This window comes from Burkholderia sp. HI2761, assembly GCF_002223355.1.
Lineage (GTDB): Bacteria > Pseudomonadota > Gammaproteobacteria > Burkholderiales > Burkholderiaceae > Burkholderia.
This window is the reverse complement of record NZ_NKFN01000007.1, coordinates 2,285,453-2,302,134: the sequence shown is the minus strand read 5'-3', so window position 1 is coordinate 2,302,134 and position 16,682 is coordinate 2,285,453. Positions and strand designations below refer to the sequence as shown.

The 16,682-nt window shown below is 70.1% G+C and carries 12 protein-coding genes and 1 pseudogene; 8 read left to right on the top strand and 5 right to left on the bottom strand.

Annotated features, from left to right (window positions below):
- Positions 1-56: 56 nt before the first annotated feature.
- The 5 genes and pseudogenes from CFB46_RS28000 to CFB46_RS36790 form a co-directional block, all read right to left on the bottom strand.
- Positions 57-1,601, bottom strand: a complete 1,545-nt coding sequence (locus CFB46_RS28000) for a TolC family protein (protein WP_089501992.1) — start codon at positions 1,599-1,601, stop codon at positions 57-59.
- Positions 1,588-3,633 (bottom strand): FUSC family protein, encoded by a 2,046-nt coding sequence (locus CFB46_RS27995; RefSeq protein ID WP_089501991.1) that lies wholly within the window; start codon positions 3,631-3,633, stop codon positions 1,588-1,590. The genes CFB46_RS28000 and CFB46_RS27995 overlap by 14 nt, the downstream gene beginning before the upstream one ends.
- A complete protein-coding gene (gene mdtN, locus CFB46_RS27990; RefSeq protein WP_089501990.1) occupies positions 3,614-4,663 on the bottom strand; it encodes a multidrug transporter subunit MdtN in 1,050 nt (349 codons plus the stop codon). The genes CFB46_RS27995 and mdtN overlap by 20 nt, the downstream gene beginning before the upstream one ends.
- Complete coding sequence (locus tag CFB46_RS27985) at positions 4,660-4,953, bottom strand: hypothetical protein (protein ID WP_012339766.1); 294 nt, start codon at positions 4,951-4,953, stop codon at positions 4,660-4,662. Before CFB46_RS27985 ends, mdtN begins: the two co-directional genes overlap by 4 nt.
- A gap of 355 nt (positions 4,954-5,308) precedes the next feature.
- A pseudogene (locus tag CFB46_RS36790) lies at positions 5,309-5,684 on the bottom strand (LysR family transcriptional regulator); the annotation flags it as partial.
- A gap of 199 nt (positions 5,685-5,883) precedes the next feature.
- On the opposite strand from CFB46_RS36790, the gene CFB46_RS27970 reads away from it, so the two are divergent.
- The 8 genes from CFB46_RS27970 (at position 5,884) to CFB46_RS27935 (ending at position 16,624) form a co-directional block, all read left to right on the top strand.
- Positions 5,884-7,029, top strand: a complete 1,146-nt coding sequence (locus tag CFB46_RS27970) for a metallophosphoesterase (protein WP_089501989.1) — start codon at positions 5,884-5,886, stop codon at positions 7,027-7,029.
- A gap of 159 nt (positions 7,030-7,188) precedes the next feature.
- Positions 7,189-7,788, top strand: coding sequence for an alpha-ketoglutarate-dependent dioxygenase AlkB family protein (locus tag CFB46_RS27965; RefSeq protein ID WP_179235125.1), 600 nt, complete (start codon positions 7,189-7,191; stop codon positions 7,786-7,788).
- A gap of 304 nt (positions 7,789-8,092) precedes the next feature.
- On the top strand, positions 8,093-8,299 hold the full coding sequence (locus tag CFB46_RS27960; RefSeq protein ID WP_027780993.1) for a hypothetical protein: 207 nt from the start codon (positions 8,093-8,095) through the stop codon (positions 8,297-8,299).
- A gap of 297 nt (positions 8,300-8,596) precedes the next feature.
- Positions 8,597-9,028: a type II secretion system minor pseudopilin GspI gene (gene gspI, locus CFB46_RS27955; RefSeq protein WP_027780992.1), complete on the top strand. Its 432-nt coding sequence runs from the start codon at positions 8,597-8,599 to the stop codon at positions 9,026-9,028.
- Complete coding sequence (locus CFB46_RS27950) at positions 9,012-9,674, top strand: PulJ/GspJ family protein (protein ID WP_089501987.1); 663 nt, start codon at positions 9,012-9,014, stop codon at positions 9,672-9,674. The genes gspI and CFB46_RS27950 overlap by 17 nt, the downstream gene beginning before the upstream one ends.
- 177 nt (positions 9,675-9,851) lie before the next feature.
- Positions 9,852-12,074 carry a tetratricopeptide repeat protein gene (locus CFB46_RS27945; RefSeq protein ID WP_089501986.1) on the top strand — a complete coding sequence of 741 codons (2,223 nt, stop codon included), beginning with the start codon at positions 9,852-9,854 and terminating at the stop codon, positions 12,072-12,074.
- Between the two features lie 42 nt (positions 12,075-12,116).
- The gene (locus CFB46_RS27940) at positions 12,117-14,360 is read left to right on the top strand and encodes a tetratricopeptide repeat protein (protein ID WP_089501985.1); all 2,244 of its coding nucleotides are present in this window, start codon (positions 12,117-12,119) and stop codon (positions 14,358-14,360) included.
- Between the two features lie 23 nt (positions 14,361-14,383).
- Entirely contained in the window at positions 14,384-16,624 is a 2,241-nt protein-coding gene (locus tag CFB46_RS27935) for a tetratricopeptide repeat protein (protein ID WP_089502392.1), read from the top strand.
- Positions 16,625-16,682: the final 58 nt, after the last annotated feature.

Here is a 16,682-nt window from a genome sequence, read left to right as displayed (position 1 = left end):
AATGGGCGGCATTCTAGTGGGCGGCGCGCGCCCGCGTCAACCGCCTTGCGGTGGCGCTACTGCGCCGAACCGATCGTGCCCGTCGCGAGCGCGAGCGCGGCGGCGGCCGACAATGCGCCGGCATAGCTGTCGACTTCCGCATTGCGCGCGGCGAGCAACTGGCTTTGCGCGATCGTCGCGTCGGTGACGGAGCCGACGCCGTTCCGGTACGCGGTCAGCGCCGCGTCGTAGCTCGTTTGCGCAGCTTCGACGAGCGCCTTCGCGGCGTCGTGCGACGCCAGGCTCGTCTGCACCGCGTTCTGCGCGGCGACGACCTGGCGCACCGCTTCCTCCTTGGTCCGCGTGAGGCGCGCGGATGCGCTTTCCGCGTCGTTGCGCGCCTGCATCAGCACGGCCGAGCGCAGGCCGCCGTCGTACAGCGGGATCGTCACGCCGAGGAACACGCCGCCGCCGTAGCGGCTGCCGTTCAGGTTGACGGTCGGCGCCTGGTCGCCGATCGCGGGCAGCGCGGAGATGGCCGTGCCGCCGCTCGCATACGACGTCGACGCGGACAGGAAGATCTTCGGCATGAACGCGGCTTGCGCCGCCTTGATCTTCGCGCGATTGGCCTTTTCGACCGCGAACGCGCCCTGCAGATCGGGACGGCGCGCGATCGCGTCCGACACGATCGCGTCGACCGACGAACCGAGCGCGGGCGGCAGCGACCGCTTCGGCAGCGCGGCGATCGTCGGCTTCGACAGCGGCGAGATGCCGAGCGCGGAGACGAGGGCGAGGTAGCTGTCGCTTTCGGCGCCGTTTGCCTGCACGAGCGCGAGGTTCGCCTGCGCGCGGTTCTGCGTCGCCTGGGCGAGCTCGACGACCGTTCCGACGCCGTGCTTGAGCCGCGCGCGGGACGCCGCGAGGATCGCATCCGCGTTCGCGAGGCCCTGTCGTGCGCTGAGGGCGCGCGAGCGTGCGGCGTCGTAGCGGTAATAGGAGACCGTCACGTCGTGGATGACCTGCTGGTGCACGGCCGTGAACGCGACGTTGGAAGCGATCGACGCCTGTTCGGCCGCTTCGACGCGCGCCGCGCGGCCGCCGAAATCGAACAGCAGCCATTGCAGCGACAGCGCCGAAATCGTGCCGTGCACGGTGGTGTTGCTGGACGAATCGCCGAGGATCGTCGACGTCGAGCCGTGGTTCGCCTGGTACGCGCCCATTGCCGTCGCCGACAGGCGCGGCAGATACGCGGACTTGGCGAGGCCGACCGCGAGCGCCGCGTTGCGCGCGTCGTTCCATGCGATGCGGGTCAGCGGGTTCGCGGATTCCGCGAGATCGATCAGTTCGGGCAGCGTGTACGCATGCGCGGCATCGAGCGCGGCCGGCGCCGAAACCGACGCGAGCGCCGGCGATGCAGGCAGCGTGTAGTCGTGTGCACCTTGCGCGGAAGTGCGCGGCGGCGCCGCCACGATGTCGCCCGCGGCCGACGTTTGCGGCTGCCACGGGCGGTCGGACGCCTCCGGCGCCAGATCGATCGACGACGTCGCGCAGCCGGCCAGCGCGACGGCGGTCGCGAGCGCGGCGGCGGCGATCGAGGCGGCCGGCGGTTCAGGTAGACGCATGAGGGGCGGGCTCCTTCGGTGTGGCTTGACGGGCGGCGTCGGCGATATGGGCGAGCCGCGTGTCGATCAGGTTCAGCAGCGCGTCGCGCGCGGGGTCGGTGGGGGCGGCGCCCGACGGTGGCGCCGGGGCATTCGTGCGGGGCGCGGTTTCGTCATCGCCCGGCGCGGTCACGCGCGCGAGTCGCGCGCCGATCGCCGCGTCGCCGGGCTTGCGTTCGGCGAGCAGGAACAGCGGGCCTTCGATCGCACCGAGTTCCGCGAGCGCGCGCCGCCGGGTGGCGAGCCACGTCGCGGCTGGCCGCACCCACGACGGTTCGTAATGGATCAGGCCGAGCTCCTGTGAGATCGCGCCGTGGCGGGCGAACGCTTCGGCGGCCAGCGCGCGCCGTTCGGCCGGCTGCGCGATCTGCGCCACGCGGCGCCACTGGTCGAGCAGCGCCGCGAGCGTCGTGTCGATCTGCTTGGCGATGCTGACCGGCCAGATGCGCGTGAACACGAGATACACGACGACGTTGCCGAGCAGAATGCCGATCGTGCGATCGCGCGCGAGCGTCAGGTCGAAGCCGGGGCCAGCGCCCTGGATCACGCACAGGAAGAACGCGAACGCGACCTGGAAACCCGCGTACGCGATGCGCGGCGATCCGAACGCGACCCACGCGGACAGCCACGCGCCGGCGAAGACGAGCGCCATCAGTTCGCCGATCGACGACAGCGACGGGACGACGAACACGAGCGCGGCGGTGCCGATCAGCGCGCCGACGATGCAGCCGGCGATGCGCAGCGTGAGCTTCTCGACCGTTTCGGCCGTCGAGCCGAGCGACACCATGTAGCAGGTGATGAAGCAGGTATGGATGCCGGACCAGTCGAGCTGCGAGTACAGCAGGTAGCAGAACATGGCGGCGGCCGTCGTCTTCAGCGCATAGCGGATGTGGTCGGGGTTGGTACGCGCGTCCGGTGCGAAGAAGCCGCCGCGCGGGGCGGGTGGTGCGGTGGCTTCCGCCGGTTCGTCGGCGGCGCGGGTATCGGCGGTGTCGGTCGATGCGGCCGGTGCGTCGATTGCGGGCGGTTGCGCGAACTGCGTGATCGCGGCGTGCAGGTCCGTCGCGACGACGCGTGCGAGCGGCGGCAGTGCATCGGCGGCGGGCAGCGCGAGCGTCACGTCGACCGGATAGCCGCGCTGTTCGAGGATCGCGGCCATCTCGTCGAGCGTCGTCGCGATCGGCGTGGCGAATGCGTCGGGCAGCCGCGCTTCCGGTTCGCGATCCGCAAGCGCGACCGCGACGAGCAGCGCGGTGCTCGACGCGACGGCCTGCCGCAACGCGGCGACATCGGCGCCCGACGACGAGCCTTCGAGTTTCGACAGCTTGAGCCACGTGAGCAACTGCTTGTCGCCTTCGCGCAGGCTGGCATCGAAGGCGGCGCGCGCGTCGTCGTCGCCGCGCAGCCGCCGCGCGGCGAGCCGCAGCCGCTTCGCCAGCTGCGCGTGCGCGAGCGTGCGCGGCGACGGCGCGATCAGCAGGTTGACGACGATCGCCACGCCGACCGGGATCGCGACCATCAGCCATGCATAGAGCAGCGCGCGCGTTGCCGCTTCGCCGACCGGCGCCAGGCCGAGCTGGTCGAGCCCGAAGCCGACGATCATCGCGAGGATCGCGCCGATCGGGCGCAGCTTGCTGGCGGACGTTAGGTAGAGCAGGCCGACCGACAGCACGGCCATGCATGCGACGCGCAGCACCGAATACTCGATGCTGAAGATCGCGACGCCGATCACGAGCGCGATCACGAGCGTGACGAGCAACAGCATCGCGCCCGCGAGCACGGCGCTCGTCACGCGATCGGCGCGATTCAGGAAGAACACGACATACGCGGAAATCGCGGCTTCCGGCGTGCCGTATCCGCTCGTCACGAGCACCACGAGCGCACAGATCAGCGCGACGCGCACGGCCATGGCCGCGCGCCCCGGAAACGGCCCGAGCAGCCGCAGGACTTCGCGCGGGCCCGGCGAGCGGACCTCAGCGGCAGGCTGAGCCATGCCGGACCTCGACGATCGCGCTCGCGCCGACACGCACGAGCTTGCCGTCGGGTTCGTCGAGCTTCACGCGCACGGGGAAGCGTTGCGCGACGTGCACCCAGTTCACCGAGCGCTGCACGATCGGCAGCGAGCGCGGCAGGTTGATGCGGTCGCTGTCCGCGATGCCGGCGCCGATGCCGACGACCTTGCCCGTCATCGGGCGGTCGCGGTCGATCATCGAATAGACGGTCGCGCAGTCGCCCACCGCGATGCGATTGAGCGACGTCTCGCGGAAATTGCCGACCGCGAACCATTCGCTCGCGTCAATCAGCGTGAAGATCGACTGGTTCGGCGCGAGGGTTTCGCCGGGGAGCACGCTCAGGCCCGTCACGAGCCCGTCGTGCGGCGCGCGCACGACCGTATCGTCGAGCGCATGCTGCGCGCGGGCCAGCGCGGCTTCGCGTGCATGCAGCGTCGCGATCGCGTCGGCGTCGTCGCCGATCGTCTGCGCGGACGCGCGCTGCTGCTCCTGCGCCTGCGCGAGCGAGACGGACGCGTCGCGCTGGCGCACCTTCGCCTGGTCGAACTGCTGCGCACTGACGTAGCCCTGCGCGGCGAGCGGTGCAAGCCGGTTCACGTCGCGCGTCGCGAGATCGTGGTTCTGCGTCGCGCGCTTGACCTGCTCGGCGGCGACGGACGCGTTCGAGCGCTCGCCGATCAGCGAGCGGCGGCGTGTGTCGAGCGACGCGCGCGCGAGTTCGAGATCGGCCTGCGCCTGCGCGACGGTCAGCCGGTACGGCACGGGATCGATCACGTACAGCAGATCGCCTTTCGCGACGCGCTGGTTTTCATGCACCGCGAGCTGCACGATGCGGCCGCCGACCGGCGACGCGACGTGCACGACGTCTGCATCGATCGACGCGTCGTCGGTGGACGGGTAGGCCGTCGTGCGGTGGTACGCGTACGCGAGCGCGGCGATGCCGAGCGCGACGATCGCGAGCGCGATCACGCGGCCTTTGACGGAGGGGCGGGCGATACCGGCGGCCTTCATGCGAACGGCCCCGTGCCGGTCAGCCAGACGATCACGGCGACCACGAGCCCGATCGCGGTGCAGACGGCGAGCTGGTAGGGCACCGTCGCGGCCCAGCCGGTCGCGACGAACACGCGGTGCGCGACGATGGCGCCGACGATGCCGACGATCGCGCTGACGAGCCACAGCGGGAAGTACGCGCCGAACAGCACGTAGGACGGCGCGCCGCGCGATGCGCAGCCTGCGAGCGGCAGGGCCGGCGCCAGGACGGCGGCGACACGCAGAGGCGCGCGCGGCGTTGTTTTTCTCATGGTGTGACGAGCTCGACGTTGAGGGTGGATGCCGGGCGCGGCGCAATGCGGATCGTCGCCGCGACGACGATTCCGGGATACGGAGCCGATCATAAATCAGCGCGATGCGGATCGCCAGCGATCCGACACGCGTTCGCGGCATGGGGCGAGGCTCGCCGTGGCCGCGCCGTCGGCCATGCCGGACGGTCCCGCAGAGCGGGTCGGCAGCGATGGGCGGACCGCCGCGATTCTGCCGGCATCTGCTCGCGTAGGGTTGCTAACGGACTGTAAAGGATCGTCAGACGAAATTACGCAGCGGAATTTGCCATGCCGACGCAGTGGAATCGGCGCGCAAATCGCCGATTGCTGCTCGAACCTATCCGAATCTGGTCAGCCCGGCGCGACTGCGCACATCCTCGACGAGCAGGTCGACGAGATCGCGTGCGAAGCGCGGCAGCGCATCGGGATCGACGACGCAGATCGGCAACTCACGCTCGGCCCAGTCGCCTTAGAGCGCGACGAGGCGCAGCGCCATCGTCTTCGCACGACGGCGCGCGGTGCCTTCGGGCAGCACGCCGGCATTCGCGTCGATCATCCGGCAGGCCGCCTCGAAGTTGCTGACCTGGATGCGCCAGCGCAGCATGCGCTGCATGTCGGCGGCCGGTCGCGCGTTTCAGGAAGGCGTGGATCGTGCTCGCTTCGTGCAGGCCGATGAAGTCGTGGTCGAGCGTCGCGACGAACGACGTCGATGCATGGACGCGGCGGCGGGCGGATGGCCGATTGTCGGGCGGAGCTCCACAGAGCCGCACGGCGCCGCACCGCCGGCCGCGACCCGTCGTCGCCGCCGGGATCTGTGTACCATCGTGCGTATGGCGCGACGCGCGGCACCGGGCATCGCGGCCGGTGCGACGCTTGTCGCGGAAACGGTAGTGCAACGAAGGTGAAGGTTCCATGCGAAGTTTCTTTGTCCGGTTCATTGCAATCGGCGTGCTGTTCCATCTGTACGTCGGGATACGGATCATTCCCGATGCGTTCGTGTCGCCGCTCGCGCGCACGATCGCGGTGCTCGTGCTGGCGAGTTTCATCGTCCTGATTCCGGTCGGCATGTTCTCGCGCCGCTTCGACGAAGGGTGGGCGGCGACGGTGTTCGGCTGGGCCGGCGCGCTCGCGATGGGCTTCTTCTCGTCGCTGCTGGTGCTGACGTTCCTGCGCGAAATCGTGCTGCTCGGCGTGCTCGCGTGGCGGCATCTCGGGCATGACGGCGCGTGGAGCGGCGCCGCGCCCGACACGGCGCTCGGTGTGCTGGCGGCCGCGGTGCTCGTGACCGCGATCGGGTTCGTCGGCGCGCGCCGCACGGCGGCGGTCAAGCGGGTGTCGATTCCGGTCGCGGGGCTGCCGGCCGCGCTCGACGGGTTGACGATCGTGCAACTGTCCGACATCCACGTCGGGCCGACGATCAAGCGGCCCTACATCGAACGGATCGTGCGCGCGGTCAATGCGCTCGATGCCGACCTGGTGGTCGTGACGGGCGATGTGGTGGACGGTTCGGTCAAGCGCCTGCGCGAACACACGGCGCCGCTCGGCGAGATGCGCTCGCGGCACGGCACCTTCCTCGTGACGGGCAACCACGAGTACTACGCGGGGGCGCATGCGTGGATCGACGAGTTTCGCCGTATCGGGTTGACGGTGCTGCTGAACGAGCACGTGCTGATCGAGCGCGGCGGCGCACGGGCGGTGCTCGCGGGCGTCACCGACTTCACGGCGGGCGGATTCGATCCCGCCCATCGCAGCGACCCCGCGCAGGCGCTGGCCGGTGCGCCGCGCGACGTCGGCACGAAGATCCTGCTCGCGCACCAGCCGCGCAGCGCGGAAGCGGCGAACCGCGCGGGCTTTACCGTGCAGCTTTCGGGGCACACGCATGGCGGCCAGTTCCTGCCGTGGCCGCCGTTCGTGCGACTGCAGCAGCCGGTGATCGGCGGGCTGAATCGCTTCGGCGACATGTGGCTGTATACCAGCCGCGGGACCGGCTACTGGGGGCCGCCGAACCGCTTTGGCGTGCCGTCCGAGATCGCGCTGATTCGATTGACGCGCGGCTAGCAGATGGCCGGGAGGCGGCCGTGACGCGATACGAACGTGCATCGCGGTGCACGGCGGCTTCCTTGCGGCGGCGAATGAAAGCGCATGGCGGCGCCCGGCGCCGTTGGCTAGTATGCAGACATGCATCGTTCGCTCCGTTTCTCACCCGTTCCTGCCGACATGTCGACGCCCGATCTCTTCGCTGATACGCCTGTGCCGGACGTGGACTGGTACCCGGACTGGCTTGCGCCGCCCGACGCCGATCGCGCGCTGGCCGCGCTCGTCGACGAGGTCGCCTGGCGGCAGGACACGATTCGCACGCCGCGCGGACGCATTCCGTTGCCCCGGCTCACCGCGTGGCAGGGCGACCCGGATGCCGTGTACGTGTACTCGGGCATCCGCAACGTACCCGAGCCATGGACGCCGGCCGTGTTCGGGCTGAAGCAGGCGGTCGAGGCGACGTGCGGCGTGCGTTTCAACAGCGTGCTGCTCAATCGCTATCGCAACGGGCTGGACAGCCTCGGCTGGCACGCGGACAACGAACCCGAACTCGGCGACGCGCCGGTGATCGCGTCGGTGAGCCTCGGCGCGATGCGCGTCTTCGATCTTCGCCATCGCGCGACCGGCGTCACGCATGCGTACCGCCTCGTGCATGGCAGCCTGCTCGTGATGCGCGGCCGCACGCAGGCCGAATGGCAGCACCGCGTGCCGAAGGCGCCGGCCGTGCAGGGCGAACGCGTGAACCTGACCTTTCGGCGCGTGTCGATGATGGGCGAATAGATCGCGCCCCGTTTTCTTGATCCACGAAAGGGTGATGCAAGCAATTGGCCGGGCGTGCGGCACGTTGCCGCACGAACGCGATGCCGGGCGGTTCGACGCGGCGCTGAGGCCCGTCCCGCAAGGCTTTCAGGTAGATTCGATCGACCGCCCGGTTCCGATAGATGAGTGAAACCTCTGATGGTGCGTCGCAACAATTCTTGAATAAACTATGGAATGACAGAAACGCGCCGGTGTGCCGGCGCGACCTTTTCGATATGCCTCCGCGCGTTGCCGATGCAGCGCGCAACGGGGCAGGAGCAAACGCGTGACCGTACTCGACCCTTCCTTCGCACCCTCGCTGCACGTCTTCGAGCAAGACGGCGGATGGCAATGGGCGCTGACGGTGAAGCGGGCGACCGGCGTCGGCGTGAAAGTCGTGGCGTTCAGCCGGGAAGGCTTTCGCGGCGAAGCCGAGGCATACGCCGCTGGCCAGCTCGCCCGCGCCGAATATGACGCCGCCGTGATGGCCTGACGCCGTCGCGGCGATCCCGCCCGAGGATCGTCTTCACCGTTGGCCGCTCGCTGCCGGGCGGTGCTTTCCCGATCGTTTCCCGTTTTTCAGTCTTTTGCCCTGCGCGATGCGCGCATCGCGCGGAGCCGGCGCGCCTGTCGGCCCGCGCCCGCCGCGCCAAATGGTCCGTACCATTCGACACGTGCGTGCCATACGTCGCGCTTAACGTCCGAGCACGGCGTCCGTCGCGCCGGCGATGCGGCCTGCGCCGCGGTTCGACCGCCGGACGCCGACCCATCGACGAGAATGATGCAGGTCATGTGCGACGACAGAACCGACTACCACCGCGATGCGCGCGGCGGACCGCGCCCGACGCGGGCGCCGGAACGGGGATTCACGCTGATCGAGGTGCTGATCGCGCTGGCGATCGTGGCCGTGGCGCTGGGCGCCGTGATGCGTGCGATCGGCGCGCTCGCGTCGGACACCGACACGGCGCGCATGCGTCTGCTCGCGTTGTGGAGCGCCGACAACGCGCTCGGCGAGATCCGCATCGCATCGACCTGGCCGTCCGTCGGCGCAAACACGTTCGCGTGCCCGCAGGGCCGCTACCGTTTCGTGTGCCGCCAGTCGGTGGCCGCGCTGCCGAGCCCGCTCGTGCGGCGCGTGACGGTGAGCGTCTATCCGTCCGCATCGAGCCGTAACGTGCTCGCCGAAGTCGTCACGGTGATCCAGAATGAAGCGCGCCGCTGAACGTCGCGGGGCCGGACGCGCTCGCGGCTTCACGCTGATCGAGATGCTGGTCGCGATCGCGCTGCTCGCCGTGATCGCGCTGCTGTCGTGGCGCGGTCTCGACGCGACGATTCGCGGGCGCGACGATATCGCGTCGAATCTGGCGCAAACGCGTCTGCTCGGCCGCTATTTCTCCCAGTTGCAGTTCGACCTGATCAACCTCGTGACGGCCGACGAGGTGTTCGGGCCGCCGCTGCGCATCCGGCCGAACGAGCTCGTGATGGTGCGCCATCTCGGCGTCGGCGGCGGACCGGCGCAGATGCAGGTCGTGCGCTATCAGCTCAAGGGGCGCGAGCTCGTGCGCAGCGCGTCGCAGCCGCTCGCGTCGCTGGCCGACGTGGAGGACGCGCTGCAGCACATGGATGCGTTCGCGCGCGTGGTGGTCAGCAACGATGCGCGGACGATGCAGCTTTCGGTGTGGATTCCGCCGGGCGGATGGACGACGAGCCAGACCGTCATCGAGCAGAGCTATGCGCAGTTTCTCGCGCAGCACGGCGTCAGCAACATCACGTCGCTCGGCATGCCGCTGCCGCGCGGCGTGCGCTTCGCGATCACGATGGGCGCGCCGGCCGTCGAATACGTGCGGACGATCCCGATCGGCCAGTGACGACGGCGCGGGTGGCTCACGGCGCGGAACGCGATCCGTCCCCCGGGCAAAATGGTCCGTAACTTTCGTCATACGTCTGTTATTACCCGTCCGTTAGTCTCGTGACGAGGATGACCATCGCGACCGGTTCCATTGAACCGGGCCAGTGGCGGCATCGGCAAACGGGAAGGGGGTAACGTGACGGTCGAGCACCGGCATGATGCACACGCGGGCGCGTCGGGACTCGACGCGCGCGGTCAACGGCAAGCGGCGGCGATCCTGAGCCGCGCGCAAAACTGGCATAGCGCCGGACGGTTCGACGACGCGGCGCGCGAATATCTCGCCGTGCTGGAGAAGGAGCCGGACAACCCCCAGGCATTGCACCTGTACGGCGTGCTGCAGTTCCAGCGCGGCGCGGCCGACGCGGCTGAAGCGTTGCTGCGCCAGTCGATCGCGATCGCACCCGGCACGCGCGTGCTGTCGGATCTCGGCGCGATCGCCGGCGAGCGCGGCCGTGCCGGCGAGGCGCTCGAGCATTTCGCGGCCGCGCTGCGCACGACACCCGACGACGTGCAGACGCTCGTGCGCCGCGGCAATACGCTGCTCGGATTGCGACGCTACGACGACGCGCTCGCGTCGTTCGACCGCGCGCTCGCGGTATCGCCGCTCGTCCTCGATGCGCTGTGCAATCGCGGCAGCGCGCTGCGTGCGCTGCGCCGCTTCGACGAGGCGCTCGATACCTACGATCGCGCGCTGATGGTCGACCCGCGTTCGTTCGAATCGTGGTTCAACCGCGGCCTCGTGCTGCGCGAACTGCAGCGGCCGGCCGATGCGCTGCAGTGCTTCGAGCGCGCAAACGCGATCCGGCCCGGCGTGGCCGAGATCATGGCCGAGCGCGGCCGTACGTTGATCGACCTCGATCGACCGGGCGAGGCGCTCGACGCCTTCAACGAAGCGATCGCGGCCGATCCCGCGCGGATCGACGTGCTCTACAACAGCGCGGTCGCGCTCGAACGGCTCGGCCGCGCGGACGAAGCGCTGGCCCGCTGCGAGCGCGTGCTGGCGTTCGATCCGGATCATGTCCGCGCCCATGCGAGTCGCGGCAACGCGTTGCTGCAGCTCAAGCGCCACGACGACGCGCTGGCCGCCTATGCGCGCGCGCTGGCGCTCGATTCGCACTCGGCGGAGACGTTGTGCAACCGCGGCACCGCGTTGCGTTACCTGAAGCGCTACGACGACGCGCTGGCGAGCTACGACGCCGCGCTTGCGCGCGACCCGCGGTTCGCCGAGGCCTGGACCAACCGCAGCAACGTATTGCAGGACCTGCATCGCTACGACGAAGCGATGGTGTCGCTCGACCGCGCGCTCGCGCTGCGTCCCGATCACGCGACGAACTGGCTCAACCGCGGCAACCTGTATTTCGAAACGGCGCGCGCGGACGACGCACTCGCCGCGTACGACCGCGCGATCGCGCTGCGTCCCGACTACGCCGAAGCGCATTTCGCGCGCGCGTCGCTGTATCTGATCGAAGGCGATTTCGCGCGCGGCTGGCTCGAATACGAATGGCGGCTGCGCGACGCGCAGTTGGCGCGGCACTACCGGCCGTTCACGCAGCCGGCATGGCAGGGCGACACGCCGCTCGACGGCCGGACGGTGCTGATTCATGCGGAACAAGGTTTCGGCGACACGCTGCATTTCTGCCGCTATGTGCCGCTGGTGGCCGCGCGCGGCGCACGGGTCGTGTTCGAGGTGCAGCCGCAATTGCGCGCGCTGATGGCGTCGCTGCCCGGGGCGGTCGACGTGATCGCGCGCGGCGATCCGTTGCCGGCGTTCGACTGCCAGGCGCCGTTGTTGAGCCTGCCGTACGCGTTCAGCACCGACGAAGCCACGATTCCGTATGACGGCGCCTATCTGCATGCCGACCCGCAGCGCACGCGCCAGTGGGAGGCGCTGCTCGGCGAACGGCGCCGACCGCGGATCGGGATCGCGTGGGCCGGCAATCCGGAGCATCGGAACGATCACAACCGGTCGATCGATTTCGCGCGGCTCGCGCCGCTGTTCGATCTCGACGTCGACTGGATCAGCCTGCAAAAACCCGTGCGCGAACGCGACGCGGCGCTGCTCGCGGCGGCGCCGGTGCTTCGCGTCGATGACGAACTCGGCGACTTCGCGGACACGGCCGCGCTGATCGGTGCGCTGGATCTCGTGATCGCGGTCGATTCCGCCGTCGCGCACCTGGCGGGCGCGCTGGGCCGCGCGGTGTGGGTGCTGCTGCCCGATCCGGCGGAGTGGCGCTGGATGCGGACCCGCGGCGACAGCCCGTGGTATCCGTCCGCGCGGCTGTTCCGGCAGGCGGCGCCGGGCGACTGGACGGGCGCGATCGACGCGGTGCGTGCCGCGATCGCGCCGATGACACGTTAGACACGACACGCGACACGAACAGCGACAAGTGGGGGCCACACGATGACACCGAACGGGGAAGGGACGACACTCGCGAGCGCGCCGGTCGCGCCGGATCGCCGTCCGCCCGACGCCGCGCAACTCGACCGGCTGCTCTTGCGTGCGCGCAAGGCACACCACGAGGGCGCGCTGCAGCATGCGGAGAATGCGTATACCGAGCTGCTGGCGCTCGATCCCGAGCATCCGGAGGCGCTGCACCTGCTCGGCGCGGTGCGCTTCCAGCAAGGGCGCCTCGCCGATGCCGAACCGCTGATGCGGCGCTCGATCGAGCGCCAGCCGGTGCCGCTCGCGCTCGCGAATTACGCGGCGGTGCTGACCGGGCTCGGGCGCGAGCACGACGCGCTGGCGCGGCTCGACGAAGCGCTCGCGATCAATCCCGTCCATCAGCGCGTGCTGTTCCAGCGCGCGGGCCTGCTCGCGCAACTCGCGCGGTACGACGACGCGTGTGCAGTCTACGATCGGCTGCTCGAGCTGACGCCCGGTTTTGCCGACGGCTATGTGAAGCGCAGCGACATGCTGCGCGCGCTCGGCCACCACGACGAAGCGCTCGCCGATTGCGATCGATCGATCGCGCTGGCCGGGCGTTCGTTCGACGCGATGCGCGGGCGCGGCCTCGCGCTGCGCGAACTCGGCCGCTTCCGCGATGCGGTCGACAGCTACGGCCACGCACTCGCGCAGACGCCCGGCAGCGCCGAGGTGCTGTTCCTGCGCGGCGTCGCGTATCTGGATCTGCACGAGCCCGAACGCGCGCTCGCGGATTTCAACGCGGCGATCGCGGCGAGCCCGACCTTCGTCGATGCGATCTTCAACAGTTCGATCGCACTCGAGCAGCTCGGCCGGCACGACGAGGCGCTCGTACGCTGCGACCGCGTGCTCGCGATCGATCCGCACCATGCGCGGGCACTGGCGAACCGCGGCAATGCGGCCAGTCATCTGGAGCGCTATCGCGACGCGATCGACAGCTATGCGCGCGCACTCGACGTGGAACCGGGTAGTCCCGGCGTGCTGTGCAACTACGCGAGCGCGCTGATGCGCGTCGAGCGTCACGACGACGCGCGCGACATGTGCGACCGCGCGCTTGCGCTTGCCGAAAGCTATGTGCCGGCCTGGTTCACGCGCGGCCGCGTGGCGCTCGAAACGCACCGCTACGCGGCCGCGCTCGACGATTTTGCGCGCGTGATCGACGCGACGCCGCGCGACAAGCTCGCTCACTTTCACAAGGGCAATGCGCTGCGCGCGCTGCGGCGCCACGACGCCGCGCGACAGGCGTATGCCGATGCGATCGACATCGATCCCGACTACGTGCTCGCACACTGCATGCGTGCGTTCCTGTGTTTGTCGATCGGCGATTTCGAAGCCGGCTGGGCCGAATACGAATGGCGCTGGCGCGACACGCAGCTCGACGCGAGCCGGCGCACGTTCGCGCAGCCGCGCTGGACCCACGGGATGCCGCTCGACGGCAAGACGATCCTGCTGTACCCGGAACAGGGGCTCGGCGACACGCTGCAGTTCTGCCGCTACGTGCCGCTCGTGAAAGCGCTCGGCGCGCGCGTCGTGCTCGAAGCGCCGGTCGAACTGAAGACGCTGTTCGCGACGCTCGACGGCGTCGATACGCTCGTCGCGCGCGGCGAGCCGCTGCCGCCTTTCGACCTGCATTGCCCGCTGCTGAGCCTGCCGCTCGAATTCCGCACGGACCTGGTGTCGATTCCGGCCGACGTACCGTATCTCGCCGCCGACCCCGTGCGGGTCGCGCAATGGCGCGAACGGCTCGGCGCAGCGACGCGGCCGCGAATCGGCCTCGTATGGGCCGGCAACCCGCTGCACCTGAACGACCGTAACCGCTCGATGACGTTCGCGGATCTGCTGCCGCTGTTCGACGACCGCTACGAATGGATCAGCCTGCAGAAGGTGGTCCGCGACGAGGATCGTCCGGTGCTCGACGCGTGCGCGGTGCGCTTCGTCGGCGACGAACTCCAGGACTTCGCCGATACGGCGGCACTGACCGCGCTGATGGACGGCATCGTCAGCGTCGATACGTCCGTCGCGCACCTTGCCGGCGCACTCGGCCGGCCGCTCGCGCTGATGATTCCGCATACGCCCGATTTCCGCTGGCTGCTCGAGCGGGACGACAGCCCGTGGTATCCGTCGGCGCGGTTGTTCCGCCAGCCCGAGGGCGGGCAGTGGGCGGCCGTCGTCGAGCGGATCGCGGCCGAGTTGCCGGCGCTCGTCGGCGGAGGCGCGCGATGAGTGCGCGCCGCGAGGCCGCGCCGATGGCCGGCGCCGTACCGGGTGCCGTGGCCGTGCCGCTGCATGCGGTGCTCGCCGATGCGCTGCGCAATGCGCGCACGCGTCTCGAACAGCGCGACTTCGCGGGAGCCGGACGGCTCTACGAAGGGGTGCTGACGATGGCGCCGGATCATGTCGAGGCGCTGCACCTGCTCGGCCTCGTACATCTGCAGCTTGGCGATCCCGCACGGGCGGAGCCGCTGATTGCGCGCTCGATGAAGTTCGGATTGAACCAGCCGTGGAATCTGGCGAACCACGCGGCGGCGCTGACCGGTGTCGGCCGTCATCGCGACGCACTCGCGCTCGCCGATCGCGCGCTCGCGACCGATCCGGACCATGCACCGTCGCATGCGGCGCGCGGCGATGCGCTACTCGCGCTCGGACAATACGACGCGGCGCTCGCGGCCTACGATCGGGCGCTCGTGCGCGAACCGGCGCACGCAACCGCGTGGCGCAAGCGCGGCGAGACGTTGCGGCGGCTCGAACGGCCTGCCGATGCGCTGATCAGCATCGAGCGCGCATTGCGGATCGACCCGAACGATGCGGCCGCGAACATCGAGCGCGGGCATGCGCTGCGCGCGCTCGGCCATCGCGAGCAGGCGCTGCACAGCTATCAGCTCGCGATGGTCGTGCGCGGCAAGACGCCCGAACTCGTCTACGCATGCGGCGTCGTGATGACCGAACTCGGCCGCCCGGCCGACGCGCTCGCGTGTCTCGACGAAGGGCTCGCGCGGCTGCCGAAGGACGAGCAGTTGCTGTACGCGAGTTGCGTCGCGCTGGATTTGCTGCACGCCCGCGACGAATTGCTGAAGCGCTGCGACCGGCTGCTCGCGCTGAATCGCGGCAATGTTGCCGCGTGGGTCGGGCGCGGCAATGCGCTGCTCGGGCTCGAGCGCCATGCGGAAGCCGCTGAAGCCTACGCGCAAGCGCTGGCGCGCCATCCCGACGATATCGACGCACGCCGCAACCGCGCGGCCGCGCTGCGTGCGCTCGGCCGGTTCGACGACGCGCTCGCCGATTACGACGCGGCGCTGGCGCTGACGGGCCCGCATGCGGAACTGCATTACAACCGCGCGCTCGCGCTGCAGCAACTCGGCCGCTACGACGAGGCGCTCGCGAGCCATGCAACGGCGGCGGCCGCACCGGCGGAAACGGCGCAGGCCTTGTTCACGCGTGCGCTCGCGCGCCAGCACCTTGGCGACGATGACGCCGCGCTGAACGATTACGTCGAAGCATGCCGCCGCGATCCGAATCATGGCGCCGCGCGCCGCTCGGAGGCGTTCTGCCGGTTGCTGATGGGCGATTTCGACGCGGGCTGGCCACAGCACGAGGCGCGCTGGGAGGCGGCCGACGTGATGCTGCACCGACGTCATGCGGACCGGCCACTGTGGACCGGCGACGAACCGCTCGCGGGCCGCACGCTGCTGCTGCATGCGGAGCAGGGCTACGGCGACACGCTGCAGTTCTGCCGCTACGCAAGCCTCGCACACGACCTTGGCGCGACCGTGATCGTCGAGGCGCCGGCCGAGCTCGGCGAGCTGCTCGGCACGCTGCGCGGCGTGAGCCGGGTCGTCACCGAAGGGCAGCCGATGCCGGCGTTCGACCTGCAGTGTCCGCTGATGAGCCTGCCGTACGCGTTCCGCACGACGCTCGATACGGTGCCGGCCGACGTGCCGTATCTGCGCGCCGATGCGCGACGGCGCGCTGCGTGGGTGCAGCGGCTCGATGCACTTGCGCCGTCGGGCCGATTGCGGGTCGGGCTCGCATGGTCCGGCAATCCGCGCCATGCGAACGACGAAAACCGCTCGATACCGTTCGCCGCGCTCGCGCCGCTCGTCGAGTGCGGTGCGCTCGACGTGACGTTCGTAAGCCTGCAGCCGCAGGTGCGGGCGCGCGATGCCGATGCGTTCGCCTCAAGCGGCGTGCTGTCGTTCGCGGACGCACTGCAGGATTTCTCCGAGACGGCCGCGCTGGTCGACACGCTCGATCTCGTGATCAGCGTCGACACGTCGGTCGCGCACCTGGCCGGTGCGCTCGGGCGGCCCGTCTGGGTGCTGCTGCCGCGCGTGCCGGACTGGCGCTGGCTGCTCGAACGCGACGACTGCCCGTGGTATCCGTCCGCGAGGTTGTTCCGGCAGGCGAGGCCCGGCGACTGGCCGGCGGTGGTCGAGCGGGTGGCTGCCGCGCTCGGCGAGGCGGCTCGCACGCGCGCCCAACCGGCGTGACCGGCCTTCCATGACAAAAGCTACGGACCTTTTCACGGCGGCCGGAATGGTCCGTAAC

Bases quoted from the DNA above. Each gene is read 5' to 3' on its own strand.
- CFB46_RS27965 (WP_179235125.1), top strand. From the start codon at position 7,189: ATGTCGACGCCCGATCTCTTCGCTGATACGCCTGTGCCGGACGTGGAC.
- mdtN (WP_089501990.1), bottom strand. From the start codon at position 4,663: ATGAAGGCCGCCGGTATCGCCCGCCCCTCCGTCAAAGGCCGCGTGATC.
- CFB46_RS27950 (WP_089501987.1), top strand. From the start codon at position 9,012: ATGAAGCGCGCCGCTGAACGTCGCGGGGCCGGACGCGCTCGCGGCTTC.
- CFB46_RS27935 (WP_089502392.1), top strand. From the start codon at position 14,384: ATGGCCGGCGCCGTACCGGGTGCCGTGGCCGTGCCGCTGCATGCGGTG.
- CFB46_RS27970 (WP_089501989.1), top strand. From the start codon at position 5,884: ATGCGAAGTTTCTTTGTCCGGTTCATTGCAATCGGCGTGCTGTTCCAT.
- CFB46_RS27985 (WP_012339766.1), bottom strand. From the start codon at position 4,953: ATGAGAAAAACAACGCCGCGCGCGCCTCTGCGTGTCGCCGCCGTCCTG.
- gspI (WP_027780992.1), top strand. From the start codon at position 8,597: ATGTGCGACGACAGAACCGACTACCACCGCGATGCGCGCGGCGGACCG.
- CFB46_RS28000 (WP_089501992.1), bottom strand. From the start codon at position 1,601: ATGCGTCTACCTGAACCGCCGGCCGCCTCGATCGCCGCCGCCGCGCTC.
- CFB46_RS27940 (WP_089501985.1), top strand. From the start codon at position 12,117: ATGACACCGAACGGGGAAGGGACGACACTCGCGAGCGCGCCGGTCGCG.
- CFB46_RS27995 (WP_089501991.1), bottom strand. From the start codon at position 3,633: ATGGCTCAGCCTGCCGCTGAGGTCCGCTCGCCGGGCCCGCGCGAAGTC.